The sequence below is a fragment of the Pseudomonas sp. MYb193 genome (assembly GCF_002966775.1).
Lineage (GTDB): Bacteria > Pseudomonadota > Gammaproteobacteria > Pseudomonadales > Pseudomonadaceae > Aquipseudomonas > Aquipseudomonas paracarnis.
Genome location: NZ_CP023269.1, coordinates 4577786 through 4600752 on the forward strand (window position 1 = coordinate 4577786; position 22967 = coordinate 4600752).

Below are 22967 nucleotides of genomic sequence, written 5' to 3' on the forward strand. Positions count from 1 at the left end.
CAGTGCAATTGCCCTTACCGACACACAAAATCTTACAGGCACAGCAGTACCGTTCGTCGCCATCCCGGCACGATCGTCAAATGCGGGCAGACCAATACAGGGTAAGGACATTAATCATATGGAGACACCCTGATGAAAAATTCCAAATTTGCTGCCCTCGCCCTCACCGGCCTGTTGTCTGCCGCGTCCTTGAGCGCCTTCGCGGCTAGCTCGACCACTGGCCCCACCGATCCAACGCCGGACGCCACTACCGAATCGCAAAAGTCCATGGGCACCGGCCTGGACACCAACGGTGGCGCGATCATCGACAACAGCGCCGACCCACGCACCAAAGGCAACGACACCCAGCGCCAGGCACCGCCTGCCGTAGGCAACGGCAAGATGGGCCCTGGCACGAGCAACAATGAGCCGAAGATCAACAAAGGCGACGACTCGAACATCCCCGGCGCACAGAAACAACCAGCGCCTTGATGCACATTTGGTACGACCAACACCCGACCATTTCCCAGTGAAGAGGTACGCATGAACGTCGATAGAAACCTTGAAAAAGAAGTCCTCACCCGCCTGCTGCACGCCCATCCGCAAGGCTTGGGCAAGGAGGTGCTGGACAATTACCGCGGTGAAAAAGAGGTCGCCAGTGTCTTGGCGTTCCTGCAGGACCGCGGGCTGATCAAGGATGGGCATGTGACCACCGACGACGCCGGCGAATACGCGTTGAACCTGCCGATCAAGCTCACCGCTTCTGGTGTGGATGAGGCGCGCAAGCTCGACGCTCAAAGTACTCAGTAATCCATTTCTGGCCTGGCCCCGCGACTGGGGCCAGAGGGAGTTTTAGCGATGCCTCGTGGAAGCAAAGCCAAATACACCGACGAACAGAAACGCAAGGCCGCTCATATCGAAGACAGTTATGAGCATAAGGGGTTGCCCAAAGACGAAGCCGAAGCCCGTGCCTGGGCTACCGTGAACAAACAGTCCGGCGGTGGTGAAAAAGCCGGCGGATCAGGCCGACGCAAGGCGCCAGCCAAGAAGACCCAGGACCGGCAGGAATCGGCCAAGCGTGCCGCTGCCAGCCGTGAAGGCCACCCGCGCAGCAGTGGGGCTTCGCTGGGTACGCAGACCAAGGAAAGTTTGATGAAAGAGGCGCGGGCCAAGGATATTCCTGGGCGCTCAACCATGCGCAAAGATGAGTTGATTCAAGCGCTGAAAAAAGCAGGTTAGACGCAGAACCCGTTGTGGGAGCGGGCTTGCTCGCGAATGCGGTGTGTCAGTCAGCACATGCTTTAACTGATACACCGCATTCGCGAGCAAGCCCGCTCCCACTGAATTGTGCGTATTTATTCAGCCAGCAATGCGTCGACTTCGGTGACGCCAGGTGAAGTGGCCGGCCCCCAACGCGTCACCGCCAATGCCGCCGCTGCGTTCGCTCGACGCGCCGCCTCAACCGGTTTCAAACCCTTCGCCAACCCGGCAATGAATACCCCTGCATGCGCATCCCCCGCACCATTGCTGTCTACCGCCTGCACCTTGAAGCCAGGTACATGCTCAGTCTCTGCCCCACGCCCTACCCAGCAACCATTTGGTCCATCACGCACAACCAGCAGTGCCTGCAAGTGCTGATTCAGCACGGGCAGCGCCTGACTCATATCCGTCGCCCCGGTAAACGCGAGGGCTTCAGGGCCATTGCTGGTCCAGATGTCGATACGCGGCAACAAGGCACGCATCAACGCCGAGTCCGGCGCCTTGACCAGCGGGCCTGGGTCGAATACCACCACGATCTCTCGCGGCAGCGCCAGCAGCCAGTCAAGCAACGGCTGCGCCTTACCTTCAAGCAGCAAGCTGTAGCCACTGACGTACACGTAATCATCGATACGCGGGACGATCTGAGCCAAGTCGTCGGCGCTCAGCTCACCCTCGGCGCCGAGATGGGAGATGAAGGTGCGTTCGGTGCTCGCTTCAGTCAGCGACACGCACAACCCGGTATCTTTGCCAGCGCTGGCCGCCAAGGCCATTTCAACACCTTCGGCCTGCATCGCGGCACGCGCCAGCTCGCCAAAGCGCCCATCGCCATGGCGGCCCAGATAAACCACCGGCAACCCATTGCGCCGTGCCGCAGCCATTACGTTGAAACCGCCACCGACTTGGAAACTGGCGGAGTTGGCCAGCACGTCACCGCCGCTTGCCGGCAGGGTGTCGAGGCCCATGACCAGGTCGACAATGACCTGGCCGGTGTGCAGCAATCTAGACATTGGCGCTCTCTGCTAAAGCCGGACGACGGTCAGACGCTCCGCCCAAGACTGCATATATTCCGCCAGCCACCACGAAGGTCACGATCCAGCCCAGCCCGTTGTGGCCCAGCCAGGAGTCGGACAGCGGCCCGGCAAACCAGATGTTTTCGGCGGTGGTGCCGATGGTGGTGAAGCTGAACCCCAGCACAATGGCCACGGCCCAGGCGCCAAATGCACGCCACTCCACGCCACCGCGATACCAGTAGGCACTGCTGGCGCTGACGTCCAGCAGGTCGGTGGGGCTGTAGTAATGACGGTGAATCAGGTCGACCACGAAGATCCCGACCCACGCCGTGATCGGCACCGCCAGCAACGAAATGAAGGTAATGAACGGGCCATAGAAGCTATCGGCGATCAGCATGAAATAGATGGAGCCGGCAAAAATCGCCACGATATCGACGATCACCGCATGCACGCGCTTGACCTTCAAGCCCAGGGTCAGGGTAGTGAGGCCGGCCGAGTACACCGACAGGTTGTTCGACAGCAACAGGCCGCCGAACGCGGTGATCAGGTACGGCACGGCCATCCAGGTCGGCAGCATGTCGCGGATCGCGATGATGGGGTCGGTGGCCGATGCCAGGTCATTGTTACCCACCGACAACAGGCCACCCAGGGTGATCAGTAGCACCAGCGGGATACCTGCACCAAACGCGGCGGAGGCCACCAGGCGCACGGCCTTGACGCTGCGGTGCTGGTAACGCGACATGTCTGCACCGGCGTTGGCCCAACCGATACCGGTACCGGCCGCCATGGTGCCTACGCCAATGATCATCGCGCTCAACGGCGCCGGGGTGGCGTTGAACACCGCGCTCCAGTCGATGGTGGCACACAGAAAGCCGCCCACCAGAATGTTCAGGCCGCCGAATACGTAGGTGGCCCACTTCTGGATCACCAGCAACGTGGCGTGGCCCAGGCCCGATACGGCCAGGGTCAACAGCACGAAGATGGCAATGAAGATCAGGGTGAGCACCGGCGCGCTCTTGGCCTCCACTGCCGAGCCGAACAGGATGGAGCTCAACGACAACAATACGAAGGCTGCGGTGGTGGTGTTGACGGTTTCCCAACCCAGGCGGGACATCAGCGACACCAATGTCGGGCCGATATTGCCGCGCACACCGAAAATGGCGCGGGACAAGGTCAAGCTGGGCGCACGACCACGGCGACCGGCGATGGAGATGATGCCCACTACGGCAAAGGACCCCGCGGCGCCAAGAATCGCGACGATGATCGCCTGCCAGATGGCCAGGCCACGAAACGCCACCAGCGTTGCACCAAGGGGCAAACCGAGGATGCTGATATTGGCCGCGAACCACACCCAGAACAGTTGCAGCGGATGACCGTTGCACTCGCCTTCCGGGACCGGTTCGATGCCGCGTGTTTCCAGTTGCCCGGCGGTTTGGCCGGAAGAGGGGCTGCTCATTAAGGGGTGCTCCTGGTGCCTGTATTGTTGTTGTGGTTGTGGCAGCGAGTCGAATCGTTATCCGGTCTTCCTGACCCAACGCTTTTGAATGTGGGAGCTGGCTTGCCTGCTCCCACATTTAGTTCCGTGTTTATCGCAAGGCCAATAACCCTTGAGCCAGCGGCTGCAAGTCCAGGCCATTGACCCGCTTGACCTGTTCAACCAACGCCTCAGGCCAGCACTGCATGCCCAGGCACGCCCCCAGCATGGCGCCGAGGATCGCGGCAATGGTGTCGGTGTCGCCGCCCAGGCTGGCCGCCAGGCACAGGGCTTCGAAGGCATTCATATCACCCGACGCCACTTGCTGGGCCAAGGCAAACGAGACCACCACCGATTCCTGAGAAGCCACCGAAGTACCGATCAACTCGTAAAGCAGGTCGGCAAACAACGCTTTATCGCCGCTGCCGACGCTCAGGGTGCGAGCCCAACTGATGCGGGTAGAAATGCGTCCGCCCGCGATCCAGTGACCATGGCTTTCGGCCTGTCGGGCAATCTGGGTCCCGATATTCAGGGCTTCCCCCAGGTCCACGCCATTGATGCCAGCCGAGACCACCGCCGCCACGGCCGCAGCGCTGGAAATACCCAGGCTGGTGTTATGGGTGACCTGGCACGCCTGGATCACCGCCTGGATAAACCGCCCCGGGTCGCCAACATCGGCGGCGACGCCCACCGGGGTGATGCGCATCGCCGCGCCATTGGTGGTGCCGTAGCGCCCGGATTCTTCCGGGGTATGGCCGGCGAGGATCATGTCAATCGCGCGCTTGGTGGACGGCCCGAGCAAGTCCTGGGAACCCTTGGCGCGCATCCCTGCTTCCCAGTCGATCAGGCGCTGGGCAAGCACGGTGGGCTCGATATTGCCCTGGCCTTGCACCAGTAACTCGGCAACCAGGATGGCTTGTTCGGTGTCATCGGTGATGGAACCGGCAGGCATGTTGGGCGCAATGGGCTGGTCCGCGTCGGCGTCTTCCAAGGCGGTGATGGCACCGAAGCGCTGTTGGACCTGCTCGCGGCTCAAGGATTGGGTGGGCATGCCCAAGGCATCGCCCAGGGCCAGGCCATAAAAGGCGCCAAGTGCGCGATTTTCTCGGCTCATTTCGACGCTCCAAACTGCAGATGCAGGCGAAAGTGCAACGGGTCAAGCAGGCTTTCGACATGCTCCATGAAACGCTCGCGACGATCATAGGTGGTGCGCGACGCCTTGAGAAATACCGTACCGCTGGGGCGCCCGAGTAATTCGGCGTCTTCATCGCTCAGGGGTTCAGCACCGATCCACTGGTCGCCGTCGGCCCCGACGTAGCCGTAGGCGGCCAGAGTGATGGTCAGGGAATTATCGATCAGCCCAATGTGGGGCAGGTTTTCCAGATCGCCAACGGCCGGCATCAACGAGCGTTCCAGCGACACCGCTGTACCGTCAGCCGTGCGCCGGAGGCGGTCGAGGGTAATGAACTGGTCGGTGCCGAAACGGCTGAACAGATCCGGGCGCGTCACGGCTTCGAAACGCAGGACGTCGGTGCTTACTTGGGCGCCCGTATCGGCCAAGGCCTGGGCCCAACCGCTGCGTTGGTCCAACACCATGCCGTCAAAGGTGACAATCGAACCGACGCCGCTCTGGGTGGCGATGTAGTTGCGACGCTTGAGCTCGGCCAGCGCCTCGCGCAGCGTGCCGCGGCTGACCGCAAACTCCTCGGCCAGTTGGTGCTCGCCCGGCAACAGAAAGCCGTCGGCCATGACTCCACCTTCGATACGGCGGATGAGCTCATCGACGACGCGTTTTTTCTTATCAAATCGAACATGTCTAATCATGTACAAATTGATAACCGAAAGCGCGCGTTTACCGCAAGAGGATTATTTCAGGCTGAAGGCAAAAACCGCCTCAGGGCTCCAGGCCGATGGGGAAAAACTCCCCGTTGCTCCAGACGCCAAGCCAGTTCTGACCGTTGATCGGACGGCTCACCGCCAGCTCCACCAACTGGTAAAAAACGTTGCGATGCACCAGGGCTTCGAGGTTGGTGCGAACGCGCACATAGGGGGCGGGTTCCTGGGTGATGGGGTCGGTGACCACCCGCAGCGGGTGTTCGAGGCCTGCCTCGACCTGTTCGTCGACGTTGGTGGTAAAACGCAATACCTGGCTTTCGCCCTGCCCTTGCACTTCCACTGTCACTGCAACAAAGGGTGCGTCATCGACACGGATGCCGACCTTCTCCACGGGCGTCACCAGGAAATAATCGTCGCCATCGCGGCGGATGATGTTGGAGAACAACTTGACCATCGGCTTTCGCCCGATAGGTGTGCCCTGATAGAACCAGGTGCCATCGCGGGCGATGCGCATGTCGATGTTGCCGCAGAAATCCGGGTTCCACAGATGCACCGGTGCCGGCCCCTTGCCCTTGGGCAGTTGGGCCAATAAATCATTGGCCTTGGCGGAATCGGTCATGGCGGGCTCCTCTGTCTTACTGATCACTCATACCCAGCAAACCGCGGGCATATTGCGCCAGGGGGCGAGCGATCAAATCTTGTGGCGATGTGTCGTGGAACGTCAGTAAACCGCCACGACTGCGAATACGTGCAGTATCAATCAAATACTGGGTGCTGGTCTCGATCAACATGACTTGGATCACCCCGCTGTCCAGGCCAAGGCGGTCCAGGGCTTGCTGGTCGGTCCACTCGTCGGCGTTGCCGATACGGTCATCGGCTGCCGCAAAACGGCAATACAGCAGGTAGTGAGCACCGACGGCACGGGCTTCGGCCATGGCCTGTTCAAGACCTTCGGGCTGGCGGGCGCGACGCACCATAGGGAAATATTCAACGAAGCCATTGAATGCTTCCTCGGCCACCACATTGGGCCGCGGGTAGGCGCTGCCCGGCGGCACGAAGGCGCCTTGGGCAATAAACACAAAGGAGTCCGGCTGTATGCGCACCGAGGCGGTACGCCGCGTATCGCTGTGATCGAGCAGCCCGGCATCGCTCATCTGATAGCGGGTGCCTTCGGCCATATCACTGACGGTCATGCAACCGCCCAGGGCCAATGACGCCAGCAGCAAAACCAGACTACGCATCCTAATCCTCCAGAGGCCGGTGACAGGAAACCGGCGAATGGGGCGTGGGATGCAGAATCCGCGCCATTCAGCTGCGCCACAAATCAAATGTGTGAACTCGCAATATCTAGCTTAGCCACCAATGATCTTCATGATCGTGGCACCGCCGGAGAACGCCACTTCCTGCTTGTCAGCCAAGGCCTTCATCAACAAGCCCTGCAACGCTGGCAACGCCTGGTGACGCGGTTGATCGAGCAAGTCACCGACATAATGGCGATTGCTGGAGGACAGGCACCCATGCAGCCAGCCGGTGGAGGACAACCGCAACCGCGAACAGGTGCGGCAGAACGGCACACTCTCGTTGGCGATCACACCGAAGAAGCCCTTGCCCGGCACTTCGTAGCGTACCGCCGTCGCATCGACGGGTGCGTTGGCTTGCAGGTATTCATGTTGCTCGCCGATCAAGCTGAGCAGCTGTTGCAAGCTGACGAACTGTTGCAGGAACGCGTTGGAGTCTTTGGCCAGGTGCCCCATGCGCATCAGTTCGATAAAGCGCAGCTCGTATCCTCGCGCCAGGCAGTAATCGAGCAACGGCATCACCTGGTCCAGGTTCTGGCCGCGCAACGGCACCATGTTGACCTTGATCTTGATTCCGGCAGCACTGGCCTGGTCCATGCCATCGAGCACGGTGGCCAGGTCGCCGCCACGGGCGATGCTGCGGAAAGCGTCGGCATCCAGCGTGTCGAGGGAGACATTGATGCGCCGAATACCGGCTGCCACCAGCAACGGCAGTTTACGCGCCAGCAGTTGGCCGTTGGTGGTCAGACTGATGTCGCTCAGGCCCATCTGCCCTACCGCCCCCATGAAGGCTTCCAACTTGGGGCTGACCAACGGCTCACCGCCGGTAATGCGCAAGCGCTCGATACCCGCCGCTTCGATCAGATAAGCCACGCCTCGGGCCATGGCCTCGGCCGACAGTTCATCCTGGGCAGCCACCAGCCGCTTGCCGTCAGGCACGCAATAGGTACACGCATAATTGCAGGCTGAAGTCAGGCTGATCCGCAAATTGCGAAAACGCCTGCCTTGACGATCAACGATCATGGATCACTCCGGCAGAGGATAATTCGGGCGCGCTAAAAGCTGACTCATAAATCAGCTTTTAGCAAGGTCCTTGCCTGAGTATATTCCTGGGTTACTGCGCCTGGCAGTAAATCGTTGCGCCATCACTGTGGCGAATGACTTACGTGGCAGGGGTGTCGCCGCTCTTCTCGGCGCCCGGCAGTTCCGGGCTGTGCTTGCGCTTGTTGCCCATGCGCACGCCGATGTCCATCAGGAATTGGAAGAAACCTTCCTGGTCTTCCAGCACATTGCTCCAGAACGGCGAGTGGTACAGCGCCACAGCGCCATGCACCAAGGCCCAGGCGGCGCAGTAGTGGAAATACGGTGGCACGTCTTCAAGCTTGCCTTCGCTGATACGGCCCTTGATCAGCAGGGTCAGGCGTTCGAAGTTCGAGGCGCGGATCTTGTGCAGCTCCTCGACCATCTCCGGCACCTGGTGACCTTTGACCACCTTCTCTTCCAGGCGGTCGAACAGGCGGTAGCGCTGTGGGTCACGCATGCGAAACTCGAAGTAAGCGCGGGAGAGGGCTTCCTTGTCTTTGTCGACATCCGCCGAGTGCAGCAACTCGTTCAAATCGCGCTCGTAGTCAAGCATCAGGCGCAGGTAGATTTCGGCCTTGGACTTGAAGTGTTTGTAGATCGTGCCTTTGCCGATACCCACGGCATCCGCAATCATCTCGACGGTGACGCTGTCTTCACCTTGTTCGAGGAACAGCTTGAGCGCGGTGTCGAGAATTTCCTGCTCACGGCGGCGAAATTCACGGACCTTACGGGGTTCTTTGTGCATGAGGAAGAGTCTGCAAAGGTCGGAAATAGGGAGGGTTGCGCAGGGCCATGGATACGTGGCGATACGATTTACCCGGTGCGAGGGATTATCCCGACTGAACGGTCGTTGGGCAATGTCTATGTGAACCCGTCAGGCACATAACTTTCAATGCGCCAACGATTTCGCCGTTATCAGTCAGAAATAATACGCAACACCTGAACCTGCCCATCAGCGCAATGAGAACTCAAGCGAAGGCCGCGTATTCCAAATCTGTTTAAAAAACGATCAATCACGACTGGACTGAATGGGATAGTGGTCAATACTTCAACTGTCGGCGCGACATCTCCCCCAAGTGACGCGTCGACCTGGGTACCGACGGACTGCGTGCCCTTGTTTTACTCCTAATGGTCTTAGCCCGGATTCCCCCCCCAGAACCCGGGTTTTTTTTGCCTGGGATTCGGCCGCCCTAACCGGCTACGTGGGCCAGCGGGAACAGGCGCTTGAAATTCTCGGTAGTCTGCTCGGCAAAGCGTTCGTACGACTCGCCGCGCAGCATCGCCAGGTAATCAGCCACGTCACGTACATATTCGGGCAAGTTCGGTTTGCCACGATGGGGGATGGGAGCCAGGTACGGCGAGTCGGTTTCCACCAGCAGGCGGTCGGCGGGCACCTGGCGGGCCACATCGCGCAGCGCGTCGGCATTGCGGAAGGTGACGATGCCCGACAGGGAAATATAGAACCCCAGGTCCAGGGCCGCCTTGGCCATGTCCCAGTCTTCGGTAAAGCAGTGCAACACGCCAGCCTGCGACAACGCGGCTTCACGCAGCAAAGCCAGGGTATCGGCACGGGCGCCTCGGGTGTGGACGATCACCGGCTTGCCCGTCTGCTGGGCGGCTTGCAGGTGCAGGCGGAACGAGGCCTGCTGCAACTCGGCAGCTTCAGGCTCGTAGTGATAGTCCAGGCCGGTTTCGCCAATGGCCACCACTCGCGGATGGTTGAGTTCGCCCAGTAGCCAGTCCAGAGCCGGCGCTTCGCCTGGCTTGAGGTCCAGCGGGTGAATGCCCACCGAGCAATCGACGTCGGCGTAGCGATCAGCCAGGGCTTTGACGTCGGCGGCGTTGTCGGCGCTGACGCCAATGCACAGGAAGTGCCCTACCCCACGCTGGCGGGCAGCTTCAAGGGCGACGTCGAGGGAGCCGCCGTGCTGGGCAAGGTCGAGGCGATCAAGGTGGCAATGGGAATCTACGAGCATAGGAATCTGAGCTTAAGTCACAAAAGAGGTAGGGCCAACGATACACCCGTCAGCCACGGAATTTAACGGCGCCCGAGCAGGCCGACCCACTGCACCAGCAATGCCTCGAGCAACAGCACGCGGTTGAGGTTGGCCTTGCCGAGGACTTTCTGGCGCTGGGCGAGGATCCAGTCCTGGATGTTCAGCACTTTGTCCTGGGCACTTTTTTGCGCCAGGTATTGCACGACCTTGCGCATATCCGCCAAGCCCAGGCCGTTTTCATCCTGGGTGAGCTGGTAGCGCAGGATCAGGCTGGACCAGTCGCAGAACCAGTCGAACAACAGCAACAGCGGAATATCTTTCCAGGCGCTTTCGGCCAGTTGCGTGGCGGACAATTCCTGCTTGAGCAGCTTCTTCACGCCATCCACGACCAGTGCACGCTGTTCGCGCACGCCCTGAGCCTGCAGCTTCACTGCCGCCAAAGGCGAGCCGGCCGCCAGGGTCAGCAACTCGCCTCGTTCTTCTGCGCTGCATTCCGGCAACGCCTGCGCCAGCCATTGCAGGCTCATGGCCTCGCTGGGCAACGGGCAAGCCTGCTGCACGCAACGGCTGCGAATGGTCGGCAACAAGCGGCTGGACTGGTGGCTCACCAGCAACAGCACGGTATCGCCGGACGGCTCTTCAAGGCTTTTGAGCAAGGCGTTGGCCGCGTTGATGTTCATCGCCTCAACCGGCTCAATCAGCACCACTTTGCGCCCGCCCATCTGCGCGGTCTGCACCACGAAGCTCACCAGGTCGCGCACCTGGTCGACCTTGATGGCCTTGTCCGCTTCCTCGGGCTCCAGCACATAGTTGTCCGGGTGACTGCCAGCCTTGAGCAACAGGCAGGACTTGCACTCGCCACATGCCTCCAGATTGACCGGGCGTTGGCACAACAGGCTGCCCATCAGGCGTTCGGCGAGGTGGCGTTTACCGATGCCCACCGGCCCATGCAGCAGATAGGCGTGGGCGTGCTGGGCGCGCCCCGCCAGTTGCTGCCAGAGGCCGTCCTGCCACGGGTAGGACTCAGCCACGGCTACGCTCCAACAGAGTGGGCAGCAGCGCGTCGATAGCCTGTTGCACCTGACTCAGCGGCTGGGCGGCGTCCAATAGATAATAACGTGCGGGTTCGGCCTTGGCGCGCTGCAGGAAAGCGCTGCGCACCGCATCAAAAAAGGCCTGGCCTTCCAACTCGAAGCGATCCAGACGACCTCGCGCACTGGCGCGGGCCATGCCCACTTCCACCGGCAGGTCGAACAACAGGGTCAGGTCGGGGCGCAGATCGCCTTGCACGAAGGTTTCCAGGGTGGTGATGCGCTCCATGGACAACCCCCGGCCCCCACCCTGGTAGGCGTAGGTGGAATCGGTAAACCGGTCGCAGATCACCACGGCCCCCCGCGCCAGGGCCGGGCGAATCACTTCGGCCAGGTGCTGGGCACGGGCGGCAAACACCAGGAGCAACTCGGTGTCCGGATTCATCGGCTCGTCACCCGGGGTCAGCAGGACGTCGCGAATGCGCTCGGCCAACGGCGTACCACCCGGCTCACGGGTCAGCACCACCTCGATGCCCTGCGCACGCAGGCGCTCGGCCAGGTAGTCACGGTTAGTGCTTTTGCCGGCGCCTTCCGGGCCTTCCAGGGTAATAAACAAGCCAGTCACAGGCAGTCCTTAGTCAGAGTCATTGCGGGCTTTGCGGCGCGGTAGTGTCCGGCGCGGGCTCGATCGGAGCGTCGGGGGTAGGCGCATCGCTGGAAGGTACCGAATCTTCCAGCGGTTTCACCACCGGTGCCGGGCTGGAACGGTAATCGGCACGGCGCTTGAGTTGGAACTCACGCACAGCGGCATTATGCGCATCCAGGTTATCCGAGAATATATGGCTACCATCGCCACGGGCGACGAAGTACAGGCTGCTGCCCGGTACCGGGTTCAGCGCTGCGTGGATGGCCTCGCGGCCGACCATCGCGATGGGCGTGGGCGGCAGGCCGGCGACCATGTAGGTGTTGTAGGGGTTGGCTTCCTTGAGGTGGGCGCGGGTCAATTTACCGTTGTAGCGCTCACCCAGGCCGTAGATCACGGTGGGGTCGGTCTGCAGCAGCATGCCGATCTTCAGGCGACGCACAAACACACCGGCAATCTGCCCGCGCTCCTGAGGCACCCCGGTCTCCTTTTCCACCAGCGACGCCATGATCAGTGCTTGGTAAGGGTCGGTGTAGGGCGCGTCAGCGGCACGCTTGCTCCACTCCTGGGCGAGTACATCGTCCAGGCGGTTGTAGGCTTTTTTCAGGAACTCGACATCAGTCATGCCGCGGACAAAACGGTAGGTGTCGGGGAAGAACCGCCCTTCAGGAAACACACCTGGGTGGCCAAGCTTATCCATCACTTCGCTGTCAGTCAGGCCCGCGAGGGTCTGCACGATCTTTTCATGCTTGGCCAGGGCGGTGCGCACCTGACGGAAATTCCAGCCCTCCACCAAGGTCAGGCTGTACTGCACCACTTCTCCGCGCTGCCACAGGCCGATCAAACCCTCGGCGGTAAGGCCCGGGCTCATGCGGTACTCGCCGCTGTGCAGTGGCTGGCCTTCGAGGTTGAAGCGCCAGTACAGACGCAACCAGAATGCATCGTCGAGCACGCCGTCGGCTTCCAGACGATTGAAGGTGCCCGTCGGCGTAGCGCCAGCAGGTACATCGAGCAACTGCTCCTGAGGCAGCTTCAGGGGCTGCTTGAGGGCAGAGTCGAGTTTCCAGGCAGAAAAGCCCACGAGCAACGCCGCCGAGATCAGGCTGATCTGCAGCAGTAACACCAGTTTTCGTATCAACTCAAATATCCAATAGCGCGCGAACAATGCCCTGCAGTTTACGGGTGAGCGGCCCAACCGGCCAGCTCATCGCAGCGCAGCCTCGCACCGGCCAAATGCCATAAACGCTGTTGCAGACGAAGACTTCATCGGCCTGTTGCAACTGCTCCACACTGATGTCGGCCACGGCCACCGGGACGCCCAGCGCTTGTGCCTGGGCCAGAACTTCGGCGCGCATCACGCCCGCAACGCCACAACGGCTCAGATCAGCGGTTAGTAACAAGCCGTTGCTCACCAGGAAAAGATTGCTGAATATGCCTTCGATCACCCGGCCAGACATATCCAGCATCAGGCCTTCGGCATGTTCGGCATCTTGCCATTCGGCACGCGCGATCACCTGCTCCAGGCGATTGAGGTGCTTGATACCGGCCAGCAACGGCTGCTGCGCCAAGCGCGTGGCACACGCGAACAGGCGCACGCCTTCGACTTCATGGGTAGACGGGTAAACAGCGGGCGCGCTGCCCTGCAAGATGCGGCGCACCGGGGCGCCAGGGTTGATGCCGTAACCGCGCAAGCTGTCGCCACGGGTGAGGATCAATTTGAGAATACCGTCGCCAAGGGTGGCGGCGAAGCTCAGTACTTCGTGGCGAATCAACCCGTGATCCACCACCAATGCCAAACGCCGGCAACCCTCTTCCAGGCGTTGCAGGTGACGGTCGAGCAGCAACGGCTGCCCGGCCTTGACGGCGATGGTCTCGAACACCCCATCGCCATAGGCCAGGCCGCGATCTTTCAGGGGCACGCTGTCCGCTGGCTGACCGTCGACCCAGCTGTGCATCACTCGGCGAACCGGCGGAACACCAGGGAACCGTTGGTGCCACCGAAACCGAACGAGTTGGAAATCGCCACGTCGATCGGCATGGGCTGCGCTTCGTGGGGCACGAAGTTCAGGTCGCAGCCTTCGTCCGGCTCATCAAGGTTGATAGTCGGCGGAGCGACCTGATCCCTGATTGCCATCACACTGAAGATCGCCTCGACCGCGCCCGCCGCACCCAACAGGTGGCCGGTCATGGACTTGGTGGAGCTGACCGCCAGCTTATAGGCGTGCTCGCCGAACACCGACTTGATGGCCTCTGCTTCCGCCAGGTCGCCGGTCGGGGTCGAAGTGCCATGGGCGTTGATGTACTGCACCTGGTTGGGGTTGACCTTCGCATCGCGCAGGGCATTGGTGATGCAACGCGCAGCACCCGCTCCGTCGGACGGCGGCGAGGTCATGTGGTAAGCGTCGCCGCTCATGCCAAACCCGATCAATTCGGCGTAGATAGTGGCACCACGCGCCTTGGCGTGCTCCAACTCTTCGAGCACCAGCGCACCGGCACCGTCGGAGAGCACAAAGCCGTCACGGCCCTTGTCCCACGGACGGCTGGCACGGGTCGGCTCGTCGTTGCGGGTCGACAGCGCACGAGACGCGCCGAAGCCGCCCATGCCGAGGCCGCACGCGGCCATTTCGGCGCCGCCGGCGATCATCACGTCGGCTTCGTCGTAGGCAATGTTGCGTGCCGCCATGCCAATGCAGTGGGTACCTGTGGTACACGCCGTGGCGATTGCGTAGTTCGGTCCCTGTGCACCCAGATGAATGGACAGGAAGCCGGAAATCATATTGATGATCGAGCCCGGTACGAAGAACGGTGAAATTCGACGTGGGCCAGTCTCATGCAAAGTGCGGCTGGTTTCTTCGATATTGGTCAGACCGCCAATACCTGAACCCATGGCCACGCCGATGCGGTCACGGTTGGCGTCGGTGACTTCCAGGCCGGCGTTACGCACAGCCTGAAACCCGGCAGCCAGGCCGTACTGAATGAACAGGTCGAGCTTGCGGGATTCTTTGATCGAGAGATATTCCTCGACATTGAAGCCCTTTACCGAGCCGCCAAAACGGGTGGAATAGGCAGAAAGGTCCGTGTGTTCGATCAGACCAATACCACTGCGGCCAGCCAGAATGCCCTGCCAACTGCTCGGCACATCCGTACCCAGTGGCGACAACATACCCATACCGGTGACTACGACGCGTCTACGCGACACAGCACTCTCCTTTTTCTAATGACGACACTTTTCATCGCCGCTAAAGAAAAAACCGCACGCCTTTACAGCAGTGCGGTTTTTCCCTGACAGCAAGCGACGACTACAAACTATTACGCCTGGTGGCTAGTAACGTAGTCGATGGCAGCTTGAACAGTAGTGATTTTTTCAGCTTCTTCGTCCGGGATTTCGGTCTCGAATTCCTCTTCCAGAGCCATCACCAGCTCAACGGTGTCAAGGGAATCGGCACCCAGGTCTTCTACGAAGGAAGCAGTGTTGACCACTTCTTCTTCCTTAACGCCCAGTTGCTCGGCGACGATTTTCTTGACGCGCTCTTCGATGGTGCTCATACCTTGTTTAACTCCTAATGGACAAATTCAGGCAGCTGGCCAGTGGGTAAGTGTATAGAAAGCCATTTCAGCTTTTCAACTGAAAGCTTCACCCTGTACCCGGTCGGCCACCTGCCTATAAATTAAGTTGCAGCTTTATAACGGATTTTAGACAGCTCGTATGACATTTTTTTGAAGCGATCCGTCACAATTTAACTCATGTACATCCCGCCGTTAACCGGGATTGTAGCCCCAGTCACGTATGCCGCACCGTCAGATGCCAGGAAAGTGACCACATTCGCGATCTCTTGGGCCTGGCCCAGACGGCCCAGCGGAATCTGCGTCAGCAAGGCTTCGCGCTGTGCTTCCGGCAGTTCGCGGGTCATATCGGTGTCGATGAACCCAGGGGCCACCGAGTTGACCGTAATCGACCGCGAGCCGACTTCACGCGCCAGTGCGCGGCTGAAACCTTCCAGGCCGGCCTTGGCAGAGGCATAGTTTACTTGGCCTGCGTTGCCCATGGCACCCACTACGGAGCCAATATTGATAATTCGGCCCCAACGCGCCTTGGTCATGCCGCGCAAAACGCCCTTGGACAGGCGAAACAGACTGTTCAGGTTGGTATCGACCACGTCGTACCACTCGTCGTCTTTCATGCGCATCATCAGGTTGTCACGGGTGATCCCGGCGTTGTTCACCAGGATAGCCGGTGCACCGAACTGAGCAGTGATCTGGGCCAGTACGGCAGCCACGGACTCATCGCTGGTCACATTCAGTTCAAGACCGGTACCTTGCACGCCGTTTTCCTTCAGGGTCGCGGCGATACGCTCGGCGCCCGAGGCGGAGGTGGCGGTGCCGATCACAACGGCGCCCTGACGGCCCAGCTCCAGGGCGATCGCCTGGCCAATGCCACGGCTTGCGCCGGTAACCAGTGCAACTTTACCTTGCAGACTCATGCAGGCTTCTCCTAAGTACGGGATTCAGGCCAGTGCCGCGCGAGCGGCAGCGAAGGCTTCTGGGGTATTGAGGTTGGCGGTCGACACACCGTCGGCGCAGCGCTTGTTCAAGCCGGCCAGGACTTTGCCCGGGCCGCACTCGACCAGTTCGGTGGCACCGTTGGCGGCCAGGGTCTGGACCGACTCAACCCAGCGAACTGGCTTGTACAGTTGCTCCAGCAGATCGCGCTTGAGGGTGTCGAGGTCGGCGGCCACGGCCGCGCTGACGTTCTGCACCAGCGGGATCTGCGGCGCCTGCCAGTTGATGGCAGCGATAGACTCGGCAAAGCGCTCGGCCGCCGGGCGCATCAGTTCGCAGTGGGACGGTACGCTCACCGGCAATGGCAGCGCTCGCTTGGCGCCACGGGCCTTGCAACCCTCGATGGCACGCTCGACGGCCGCCTTGGCACCGGCGATCACCACCTGACCTGGGGAGTTGAAGTTCACCGCGCTGACCACTTCGCCTTGCGCCGCTTCGGCGCAGGCCTCGATCACCACTGCGTCGTCCAGGCCCAGGATAGCGGCCATGCCGCCCTGCCCGGCCGGAACGGCTTCTTGCATCAGTTGACCACGACGCTCGACCAGCTTGACCGCTTCAGCCAAGGTCAGGCTGCCGGCGGCCACCAGGGCGCTGTATTCGCCCAGGCTGTGGCCCGCGACGAAGGCAGGGCGTGCGCCGCCTTCTGCCAGCCACAAGCGCCACAGGGCGATCGAGGCGGTCAGGATGGCCGGCTGAGTTCTATCGGTTTGGTTGAGCAATGCTTCCGGCCCTTGCTGGGTCAGTGCCCACAGGTCGTAACCCAGGGCGTCGGAAGCTTCCTTGAAGGTGTCCAGGATCAGCGGGTATTGCGCGCCCAGCTCGGCCAACATGCCGAGGGACTGCGAACCCTGCCCTGGAAAGACGAATGCGAGGGATGTAGACATGTAACAAGCCCCTAATGATCTGGTCGTCAAAAATGCTCGCGCCTACGGTGGGCGCGAACGAAACTGACTGATTGGATGGTCAATTGAACTGGCCGGTCACATTTAAGCATTCCCGGGCCAATTCGCCTAAGGCAACAGATCCTCGAGACGGCCGTGCAAGCGTTGCGGCAGGTTCTCCTGAATCTCGATCAAGGCCCGTGCAATTGCACTTTGAAAGCCCAGCACACCGGCCGAGCCATGGCTTTTTACCACAATGCCCTGCAAGCCAAGAAAGCTTGCACCGTTGTGCCGTGCTGGCGCCAGGTCAGCCTGCAAGCGTCGCATCAGGGGCAACGCCAAAGCCCCCACCATACGTGACGCCAGGTTGCGCTTGAACAAAGCTTCAATACGCGTGGCAATCATGGTTGCCAGGCCTTCGCTGGACTTGAGCAGGATATTACCGACAAAGCCGTCGCACACCACCACATCAGCTTCACCACGGTACAAACCATCACCTTCAACAAAGCCGATGTAGTTCAAGCCCCGCGCGCTTTGTAGCAAGGTGGCGGCAAGCTTGACTTGCTGGTTGCCCTTGATGTCCTCGGTACCGATATTCAGCAGGGCAACCCTGGGCCGGGCCACGCCCAGCGCTTCGGCGGCCACCGAGCCCATTACGGCGAACTGCAGCAGGTGCTCGGCGCTGCAATCAACATTGGCGCCCAGGTCCAGCAGTTGGCAATAGCCTTTCTGCGTCGGGATCGCCGCCACCATCGCCGGCCGATCAATACCCGGAAGGGTTTTGAGCACATGCCGCGACAAGGCCATCAACGCGCCGGTATTACCGGCACTGACACAGGCTTGCACCTTGCCATCACGCAATAGCTCAAGGGCCACCCGCATTGAAGAATCGGGTTTGCCACGCAGGGCAACCGCCGGCTTTTCATCCATGCTGATGGTTTCGCTGGCTGGCGTAATCGTCAGGCGCGCGCGATCCACCGCCGGATGGCTGGCAATCAGTTCTTCAAGTAGGGAGGGTTGACCGACGAGGGTCAGGTGCAGCGAGGGCGTGGCAGACAGGCTGGCAATGCAGGCCTGAACAATGCTGCGGGGACCGAAGTCCCCGCCCATTGCGTCAATCGCGATGACTTGAGCAGACAAGTGATTACTCGTCAGCGCCCTTGTCGATCACTTTACGGCCACGGTATACGCCTTCTGGCGATACGTGGTGACGCAGGTGAACTTCACCAGTGGTCTTTTCCACGGACAGGGTGCTAGCCTCGAGAGCGTCGTGCGAACGGCGCATGTCACGGGCGGAGCGGGATTTTTTGTTCTGCTGAACAGCCATAATTGATTAACTCCTAAACGTTTGGGTCACGCTTTAACTGCGCCAATACACTGAACGGGTTGGACCGCGTTACCTCGTCCTCGCTCGGCTCGGCCTCGTCATCGAGACCCTCCGGCTGCTGGCATTCTTCCGGATGATGAGCAGGCACAATGGGCAAGGCGAGCAAAAGCTCCTCCTCGATCAGTGCATGCAGATCCAATGGATCTTCGCCCAGTTCCAGCACGTCATAACCTTTCGGCAACGACTGGGTATTCGCACCCTCTTTCACCACAGCATAACTGCATTCGCTGTGGATCGGCAGGGTGACCAGCTCAAGACAACGCTGGCAAACCATTTTGACTTCGGTGTCGATAACGCTGTGGATTACCACAGATTTACGTTCATCTCGTTCAAAAACGAATTTCGCCTGCACCGTACCGACAGTGTCGGAAAGCGGGTCGCAGAGTCTCTCCAAATCGGCCAGCAGCACTTCACCTTGAAGGGTGGTGCCACGATCAGCCAATTTGCGCGGGTCAACGTGAGGTGGAATCGGGTCATTCAACATAGGCGCAGCATTATAGGGATGCACCCGGCCATGTCAAAGGAAATTCAGCCCTGTGCGTCAGCCGGTCACGTCGCTAGAATCGGCGACTGCCTTGAGGAGACGTATATGCTGCCTTTATTACTCGCGTCCAGCTCGGTTTATCGCCGGGAATTACTGAGTCGCCTGCACCTGCCGTTCACCTGCAGCTCGCCGGATATCGACGAAAGCCACCGCCCGGATGAATCCGCCATCGAACTGGTCAAGCGCCTGGCCGAACAAAAGGCCCGCGCCCTCGCCGCCAGCCATCCTGGGCATTTAATCATTGGCTCGGATCAGGTCGCCGCACTGGAAGGCCGGATCATCGGCAAGCCGCACACCTTCGAAAATGCCCGCGAGCAATTACTGGCTGCCAGCGGCAAGCGTGTGAGCTTTCTTACCGGGCTGGCACTGCTCAACAGCGAGACTGGGCGCTGCCAGGTGGACTGCGTGCCGTTTACCGTACACATGCGTGAACTGGATGCAGAGCGTATTGAGCGCTATCTGCGAATTGAACAGCCGTATGACTGCGCAGGCAGCTTCAAAGCAGAAGGGCTCGGTGTGAGCTTGTTCCGGAGCACCGAGGGACCGGATGCGACCAGCCTGGTTGGGCTGCCACTGATTCGACTGGTGGACATGCTGCTGACCGAAGGCGTACAGATCCCTTGAAACCCTCGTAAAGCAATGTGGGAGCTGGCTTGCCTGCGATAGCGATGTACCAGGCGACACTTATATCGACTGATCCATCGCTATCGCGGGCAAGCCCGCTCCCACAGTTGATCTACACCTAGCTTGGAATTTCAGCGCAGGGACGGCCCCTGGAAGCCCATGTACAGGGCTAGCTTCTCCGCCACACTGGCACCGAGCTTCTTGGAGAAGCGATCAAACGGCGATTCCTCGACCGTAAAATCCACCAACTCCTTCTCACCCACTACATCCCGCGCCACCGAGCTGGCGCTGCCCAAGCCGTCAATCAAGCCCAGCGGCAATGCCTGCTCGCCCGACCAGACCAGGCCGGAGAACAGCTCCGGATGCTCTTTATCTTTCAAGCGATCCCCACGCCCCTGCTTGACGCTGGCGATGAACTGACGATGGGTAGTGTCGAGCACGCCCTGCCAGAACGCGGTTTCATCCGCCTTCTGCGGCTGGAAAGGATCGAGGAACGACTTATGCTCACCCGAGGTATAGGTGCGACGCTCGACCCCCAGTTTCTCCATGGCACCGACAAAACCGTAACCGGCCGCCGTCACACCGATAGAACCCACCAGGCTGGCCTTGTCGGCATAGATCTGGTCTGCAGCACTGGCAATGTAATAGGCACCCGAGGCACCCAGGTCGGAGATCACGGCATAGAGTTTGGTATCCGGATGCAAGGCGCGCAGACGACGAATCTCGTCATACACATAACCCGACTGCACTGGGCTGCCACCTGGGCTGTTGATGCGCAGGATAACGCCCTTGACCTTGGCATCCTCAAAAGCCGCGCGCAGGCTGGTGACAATATTGTCGGCACTGGCGGGCTCCTTGTCGGCAATCACGCCGCGCACTTCGATCAAGGCGGTGTAGTGACTGCCACGGGTGGCGCTCTTTTCCATGTCCATCAGCGGACTGAACAGCGCCAGCATCCCAAGCAGGTACACAAAGGTCAGCAGCTTGAAAAAAATCCCCCAGCGCCGCGAACGCCGCTGTTCCTGGACGCTGGCCAGGAGGGTCTTCTCCAAAAGCTTCCAGCTTTTACCATCACTGCTCTCGGCCTTTTCAGGCGCCTTCCACTCGTCACTCATGCCATTAACCCCAGCAAAGACTTATCGGGCCCGGCTGAGCCAGGCCTGCAGTTCGGAAAAATGATCAATCGTCAGCCTCGGTTCGTACTGCTGCAACGCCTCGGCAGACTGGGCGCCGTAGCTGACGGCGACACTATCCATGCCCGCATTGCGGGCCATCATCAGGTCGAAAGACGCATCACCCACCATCAATGCCTCGCGTGGCGTAACGCCACAGTGCGCAAGGATCTGCTCCAGCATCAAGGGATGAGGCTTGCTCGCGGTTTCATCCGCAGCCCGGGTGATATCGAAGTAATCATCCCAGCCGTGAGCCTTGAGCACACGGTCCAGGCCGCGACGAGCCTTGCCGGTGGCGACCGCCAGGTGATAACCCTGGGCACGAAACGCTTGCAGCGATTGCACCACGCCTTCAAACAGCGGCGAAGGGGTAGCTTCCAGCGCAATGTAGTGGTCGGCGTAGTGCTCGCGAAACGCTACCAACTCGGCGTCGCTGATGTCGGGGTACAGGGTGCGAATGGCTTCAGGCAAACCCAGGCCGATAATGCCCTTGACCGCCAGGTCCGTGCACAACTCAAAGCCCGAGCGGGTCGACGCCATGTGCATGGACTCGACGATGCGGCCAATGGAATTGGCCAGCGTCCCGTCCCAATCGAAGATCAGCAGTTTGTAATCAAGGTGCGACACTCAAACGCTCCACGGTCTTGGCCCACATTTCATCGACCGGCGCCTGCAATTTCAGCTCGCCGCCATCGGGTAGCGGCACGGTGAGCATGTAGGCATGCAGGAACAGGCGCTTGCCGCCCAGGTCGCGAATTTCCTTGGAGAAGTCCTCGTCGCCGTACTTGGTGTCACCCGCGATACAGTGGCCCGCATGCAGGGTATGCACACGAATCTGGTGAGTGCGGCCAGTGACCGGCTTGGCCTCCACCATCGTGGCGAAGTCACCGAAGCGACGCAGCACCTTGAACAGGGTCAGGGCCTCTTTGCCCTCCTCGTCCACTTCGACCATGCGCTCGCCGGAGCGCAGGTTGCTCTTCTGCAGCGGCGCACGCACGCTCTTGATCGAGCTGGCCCAGTTGCCGCGCACCAGCGCCATGTAGCGTTTGTCCACGCCGTCGCCACGCAGGGCGGTGTGCAAGTGGCGCAACATGCTGCGCTTCTTGGCGATCATCAACAGGCCGGAGGTGTCACGGTCCAGGCGGTGCACCAGTTCCAGCTCCTTGGCATCCGGGCGCAACTGACGAAAGGCTTCGATCACGCCGAAGTTCAAGCCACTGCCACCATGAACCGCAATGCCACAGGGCTTGTTGATCACGATCAGCTTGTTGTCTTCGAACACGATCGACGCTTCCAGGCGCTGCAACAACCCCTGGGCCAGCGGTACCGGTTCGTCGCGTTCAGGCACGCGCACGGGCGGCACACGGACGATATCGCCCGCCTGCAGCTTGTACTCAGGCTTGATGCGCCCCTTGTTCACGCGCACTTCGCCTTTACGCAAAATGCGATAAATCAAGGTCTTGGGCACGCCTTTGAGCCTGGCCAAAAGAAAGTTGTCGATGCGTTGGCCGGCATATTCCGGCGAGACCTCAAGCAGCTGGACGCTGGGGGTCGGGGGGGTGGTAGTCGTCATGGCGGCGATGATAACAATTTTTTATGGAATTGAAGCACTTAATCATTACTGCTATAGTCGCGAACGCCGCCAAAAGCGGCCTGGACAGAGGACATGCGGCAAACTGCCGGCCCTGACCATCGCAATTCATCAGGACGCGAGGCCGTCCTACGGGGCTTTCGCCACCCAGGAAGGCTCAAGATTGTAACAAGCGCAGGTGACATGAGGCCTGAAGCGAGTGCAGAAAGCAGAGTGAATACTCGTCTTTTGCGCCGATATTTACGGCCAGTTCACAAAGTGCAGTCAGTTTTGAGCCAGACCATGGCGAATGCTTCGGAAACAACGCCTGTTAAGAGCTGAGTGAGAGCGCAACCGCCCACACCTAGTCTTGTTTAGCCATGAGCGTGGACTCCCCATTGGAGAACACGGTAAATGCCAACCCGCTGCGGATTCTGCGCGCGGCAGCACCCGAATTATCAGGGATACGTGTAGGGTGGAGATGCACAACCGTCGGACTGTGTAGCACTAGGCTTGTTTTAGACGCTTCATCTCGTCCACAGTCGCCGGTTGATTCCTCCTCCTGACCTTAGCTTTTGTTGAAGTGGTGCCTTTGTCACCACCGCTAACGAGCAGGAC

The 22967-nt window shown here is 60.4% G+C and carries 27 protein-coding genes; 4 read left to right on the top strand and 23 right to left on the bottom strand.

All coding sequences use genetic code 11. From position 1 onward, the window contains the following. The first annotated feature begins 132 nt into the window (after positions 1-132). From CLM72_RS20905 to CLM72_RS20915, 3 genes are read left to right on the top strand one after another with little or no spacing between them, the layout of a single operon-like run. Positions 133-471, top strand: coding sequence for a hypothetical protein (locus CLM72_RS20905; protein WP_034128424.1), 339 nt, complete (start codon positions 133-135; stop codon positions 469-471). 51 nt (positions 472-522) lie between these two features. Then, positions 523-789 carry a hypothetical protein gene (locus CLM72_RS20910; protein WP_032895690.1) on the top strand — a complete coding sequence of 89 codons (267 nt, stop codon included), beginning with the start codon at positions 523-525 and terminating at the stop codon, positions 787-789. A 48-nt stretch (positions 790-837) separates the two neighbouring features. Then, a complete protein-coding gene (locus CLM72_RS20915; RefSeq protein ID WP_034128425.1) occupies positions 838-1218 on the top strand; it encodes a hypothetical protein in 381 nt (126 codons plus the stop codon). A gap of 116 nt (positions 1219-1334) precedes the next feature. On the opposite strand, the gene CLM72_RS20920 is transcribed toward CLM72_RS20915, so the two are convergent. The 20 genes from CLM72_RS20920 to CLM72_RS21015 form a co-directional block, all read right to left on the bottom strand. Further along, positions 1335-2246, bottom strand: coding sequence for a PfkB family carbohydrate kinase (locus tag CLM72_RS20920; protein ID WP_105227926.1), 912 nt, complete (start codon positions 2244-2246; stop codon positions 1335-1337). After that, the gene (locus CLM72_RS20925; protein WP_105227928.1) at positions 2239-3705 is read right to left on the bottom strand and encodes a cytosine permease; all 1467 of its coding nucleotides are present in this window, start codon (positions 3703-3705) and stop codon (positions 2239-2241) included. Before CLM72_RS20925 ends, CLM72_RS20920 begins: the two co-directional genes overlap by 8 nt. A 130-nt stretch (positions 3706-3835) precedes the next feature. Continuing rightward, a complete protein-coding gene (locus CLM72_RS20930; protein WP_105227930.1) occupies positions 3836-4837 on the bottom strand; it encodes an ADP-ribosylglycohydrolase family protein in 1002 nt (333 codons plus the stop codon). Further along, positions 4834-5547 carry a GntR family transcriptional regulator gene (locus CLM72_RS20935; RefSeq protein WP_057976379.1) on the bottom strand — a complete coding sequence of 238 codons (714 nt, stop codon included), beginning with the start codon at positions 5545-5547 and terminating at the stop codon, positions 4834-4836. The genes CLM72_RS20930 and CLM72_RS20935 overlap by 4 nt, the downstream gene beginning before the upstream one ends. A 70-nt stretch (positions 5548-5617) precedes the next feature. After that, positions 5618-6178: a DUF1285 domain-containing protein gene (locus tag CLM72_RS20940; RefSeq protein WP_105227932.1), complete on the bottom strand. Its 561-nt coding sequence runs from the start codon at positions 6176-6178 to the stop codon at positions 5618-5620. A gap of 16 nt (positions 6179-6194) precedes the next feature. Next, positions 6195-6800 carry a DUF4823 domain-containing protein gene (locus CLM72_RS20945; RefSeq protein WP_034128431.1) on the bottom strand — a complete coding sequence of 202 codons (606 nt, stop codon included), beginning with the start codon at positions 6798-6800 and terminating at the stop codon, positions 6195-6197. A gap of 111 nt (positions 6801-6911) precedes the next feature. Continuing rightward, on the bottom strand, positions 6912-7880 hold the full coding sequence (locus CLM72_RS20950) for a GTP 3',8-cyclase MoaA (protein WP_019817203.1): 969 nt from the start codon (positions 7878-7880) through the stop codon (positions 6912-6914). A gap of 139 nt (positions 7881-8019) precedes the next feature. Further along, complete coding sequence (locus tag CLM72_RS20955) at positions 8020-8685, bottom strand: TetR/AcrR family transcriptional regulator (RefSeq protein ID WP_034128432.1); 666 nt, start codon at positions 8683-8685, stop codon at positions 8020-8022. A gap of 445 nt (positions 8686-9130) precedes the next feature. Then, complete coding sequence (locus CLM72_RS20960; protein ID WP_034128433.1) at positions 9131-9916, bottom strand: TatD family hydrolase; 786 nt, start codon at positions 9914-9916, stop codon at positions 9131-9133. A gap of 62 nt (positions 9917-9978) precedes the next feature. Beyond that, positions 9979-10968 (bottom strand): DNA polymerase III subunit delta', encoded by a 990-nt coding sequence (locus CLM72_RS20965; protein WP_034128434.1) that lies wholly within the window; start codon positions 10966-10968, stop codon positions 9979-9981. Beyond that, positions 10961-11593 carry a dTMP kinase gene (tmk, locus tag CLM72_RS20970; RefSeq protein WP_105227934.1) on the bottom strand — a complete coding sequence of 211 codons (633 nt, stop codon included), beginning with the start codon at positions 11591-11593 and terminating at the stop codon, positions 10961-10963. Before tmk ends, CLM72_RS20965 begins: the two co-directional genes overlap by 8 nt. A 19-nt stretch (positions 11594-11612) precedes the next feature. Beyond that, positions 11613-12749 (bottom strand): endolytic transglycosylase MltG, encoded by a 1137-nt coding sequence (mltG, locus tag CLM72_RS20975; protein WP_105227936.1) that lies wholly within the window; start codon positions 12747-12749, stop codon positions 11613-11615. Between the two features lies 1 nt (position 12750). Beyond that, the gene (gene pabC / locus CLM72_RS20980) at positions 12751-13566 is read right to left on the bottom strand and encodes an aminodeoxychorismate lyase (protein ID WP_105227938.1); all 816 of its coding nucleotides are present in this window, start codon (positions 13564-13566) and stop codon (positions 12751-12753) included. Continuing rightward, positions 13566-14810 carry a beta-ketoacyl-ACP synthase II gene (gene fabF, locus CLM72_RS20985; RefSeq protein ID WP_034128438.1) on the bottom strand — a complete coding sequence of 415 codons (1245 nt, stop codon included), beginning with the start codon at positions 14808-14810 and terminating at the stop codon, positions 13566-13568. Before fabF ends, pabC begins: the two co-directional genes overlap by 1 nt. A gap of 110 nt (positions 14811-14920) precedes the next feature. After that, positions 14921-15157: an acyl carrier protein gene (gene acpP, locus CLM72_RS20990; protein ID WP_003175607.1), complete on the bottom strand. Its 237-nt coding sequence runs from the start codon at positions 15155-15157 to the stop codon at positions 14921-14923. Positions 15158-15348: 191 nt separating this feature from the next. Then, entirely contained in the window at positions 15349-16092 is a 744-nt protein-coding gene (gene fabG / locus CLM72_RS20995) for a 3-oxoacyl-ACP reductase FabG (protein ID WP_003189275.1), read from the bottom strand. A 24-nt stretch (positions 16093-16116) separates the two neighbouring features. After that, positions 16117-17055, bottom strand: coding sequence for an ACP S-malonyltransferase (gene fabD / locus CLM72_RS21000; RefSeq protein ID WP_054897933.1), 939 nt, complete (start codon positions 17053-17055; stop codon positions 16117-16119). Positions 17056-17181: 126 nt separating this feature from the next. Next, positions 17182-18192 (bottom strand): phosphate acyltransferase PlsX, encoded by a 1011-nt coding sequence (gene plsX, locus CLM72_RS21005; RefSeq protein WP_084479911.1) that lies wholly within the window; start codon positions 18190-18192, stop codon positions 17182-17184. A 4-nt stretch (positions 18193-18196) separates the two neighbouring features. Further along, a complete protein-coding gene (gene rpmF / locus CLM72_RS21010; protein ID WP_003179396.1) occupies positions 18197-18379 on the bottom strand; it encodes a 50S ribosomal protein L32 in 183 nt (60 codons plus the stop codon). Between the two features lie 13 nt (positions 18380-18392). Continuing rightward, positions 18393-18923: a YceD family protein gene (locus tag CLM72_RS21015; protein ID WP_003175611.1), complete on the bottom strand. Its 531-nt coding sequence runs from the start codon at positions 18921-18923 to the stop codon at positions 18393-18395. A 105-nt stretch (positions 18924-19028) separates the two neighbouring features. Between CLM72_RS21015 and CLM72_RS21020 the strand changes: the two genes are divergently transcribed. Then, complete coding sequence (locus tag CLM72_RS21020) at positions 19029-19607, top strand: nucleoside triphosphate pyrophosphatase (protein ID WP_034128441.1); 579 nt, start codon at positions 19029-19031, stop codon at positions 19605-19607. A 131-nt stretch (positions 19608-19738) separates the two neighbouring features. Here the strand turns inward: CLM72_RS21020 and CLM72_RS21025 are convergent, their stop codons facing one another. Genes CLM72_RS21025 through rluC form a run of 3 tightly spaced genes read right to left on the bottom strand, consistent with a single transcriptional unit; the run spans position 19739 to position 22352 of the window. After that, positions 19739-20722 carry a S49 family peptidase gene (locus tag CLM72_RS21025; protein WP_105227940.1) on the bottom strand — a complete coding sequence of 328 codons (984 nt, stop codon included), beginning with the start codon at positions 20720-20722 and terminating at the stop codon, positions 19739-19741. Positions 20723-20743: 21 nt separating this feature from the next. Beyond that, on the bottom strand, positions 20744-21406 hold the full coding sequence (locus tag CLM72_RS21030) for an HAD-IA family hydrolase (RefSeq protein WP_105227942.1): 663 nt from the start codon (positions 21404-21406) through the stop codon (positions 20744-20746). Then, entirely contained in the window at positions 21393-22352 is a 960-nt protein-coding gene (gene rluC, locus CLM72_RS21035) for a 23S rRNA pseudouridine(955/2504/2580) synthase RluC (RefSeq protein ID WP_034128444.1), read from the bottom strand. Before rluC ends, CLM72_RS21030 begins: the two co-directional genes overlap by 14 nt. Between the last annotated feature and the right edge of the window lie 615 nt (positions 22353-22967).

Bases quoted from the DNA above. Each gene is read 5' to 3' on its own strand.
- CLM72_RS20905 (WP_034128424.1), top strand. From the start codon at position 133: ATGAAAAATTCCAAATTTGCTGCCCTCGCCCTCACCGGCCTGTTGTCT.
- fabG (WP_003189275.1), bottom strand. From the start codon at position 16,092: ATGAGTCTGCAAGGTAAAGTTGCACTGGTTACCGGCGCAAGCCGTGGC.
- rpmF (WP_003179396.1), bottom strand. From the start codon at position 18,379: ATGGCTGTTCAGCAGAACAAAAAATCCCGCTCCGCCCGTGACATGCGC.
- CLM72_RS20920 (WP_105227926.1), bottom strand. From the start codon at position 2,246: ATGTCTAGATTGCTGCACACCGGCCAGGTCATTGTCGACCTGGTCATG.
- CLM72_RS21025 (WP_105227940.1), bottom strand. From the start codon at position 20,722: ATGAGTGACGAGTGGAAGGCGCCTGAAAAGGCCGAGAGCAGTGATGGT.
- CLM72_RS20925 (WP_105227928.1), bottom strand. From the start codon at position 3,705: ATGAGCAGCCCCTCTTCCGGCCAAACCGCCGGGCAACTGGAAACACGC.
- acpP (WP_003175607.1), bottom strand. From the start codon at position 15,157: ATGAGCACCATCGAAGAGCGCGTCAAGAAAATCGTCGCCGAGCAACTG.
- pabC (WP_105227938.1), bottom strand. From the start codon at position 13,566: ATGCACAGCTGGGTCGACGGTCAGCCAGCGGACAGCGTGCCCCTGAAA.
- CLM72_RS20945 (WP_034128431.1), bottom strand. From the start codon at position 6,800: ATGCGTAGTCTGGTTTTGCTGCTGGCGTCATTGGCCCTGGGCGGTTGC.
- CLM72_RS20940 (WP_105227932.1), bottom strand. From the start codon at position 6,178: ATGACCGATTCCGCCAAGGCCAATGATTTATTGGCCCAACTGCCCAAG.
- CLM72_RS20915 (WP_034128425.1), top strand. From the start codon at position 838: ATGCCTCGTGGAAGCAAAGCCAAATACACCGACGAACAGAAACGCAAG.
- CLM72_RS21015 (WP_003175611.1), bottom strand. From the start codon at position 18,923: ATGTTGAATGACCCGATTCCACCTCACGTTGACCCGCGCAAATTGGCT.
- CLM72_RS21020 (WP_034128441.1), top strand. From the start codon at position 19,029: ATGCTGCCTTTATTACTCGCGTCCAGCTCGGTTTATCGCCGGGAATTA.
- CLM72_RS20950 (WP_019817203.1), bottom strand. From the start codon at position 7,880: ATGATCGTTGATCGTCAAGGCAGGCGTTTTCGCAATTTGCGGATCAGC.
- CLM72_RS20910 (WP_032895690.1), top strand. From the start codon at position 523: ATGAACGTCGATAGAAACCTTGAAAAAGAAGTCCTCACCCGCCTGCTG.
- CLM72_RS20955 (WP_034128432.1), bottom strand. From the start codon at position 8,685: ATGCACAAAGAACCCCGTAAGGTCCGTGAATTTCGCCGCCGTGAGCAG.
- CLM72_RS20960 (WP_034128433.1), bottom strand. From the start codon at position 9,916: ATGCTCGTAGATTCCCATTGCCACCTTGATCGCCTCGACCTTGCCCAG.
- fabD (WP_054897933.1), bottom strand. From the start codon at position 17,055: ATGTCTACATCCCTCGCATTCGTCTTTCCAGGGCAGGGTTCGCAGTCC.
- CLM72_RS20930 (WP_105227930.1), bottom strand. From the start codon at position 4,837: ATGAGCCGAGAAAATCGCGCACTTGGCGCCTTTTATGGCCTGGCCCTG.
- rluC (WP_034128444.1), bottom strand. From the start codon at position 22,352: ATGACGACTACCACCCCCCCGACCCCCAGCGTCCAGCTGCTTGAGGTC.
- CLM72_RS20935 (WP_057976379.1), bottom strand. From the start codon at position 5,547: ATGATTAGACATGTTCGATTTGATAAGAAAAAACGCGTCGTCGATGAG.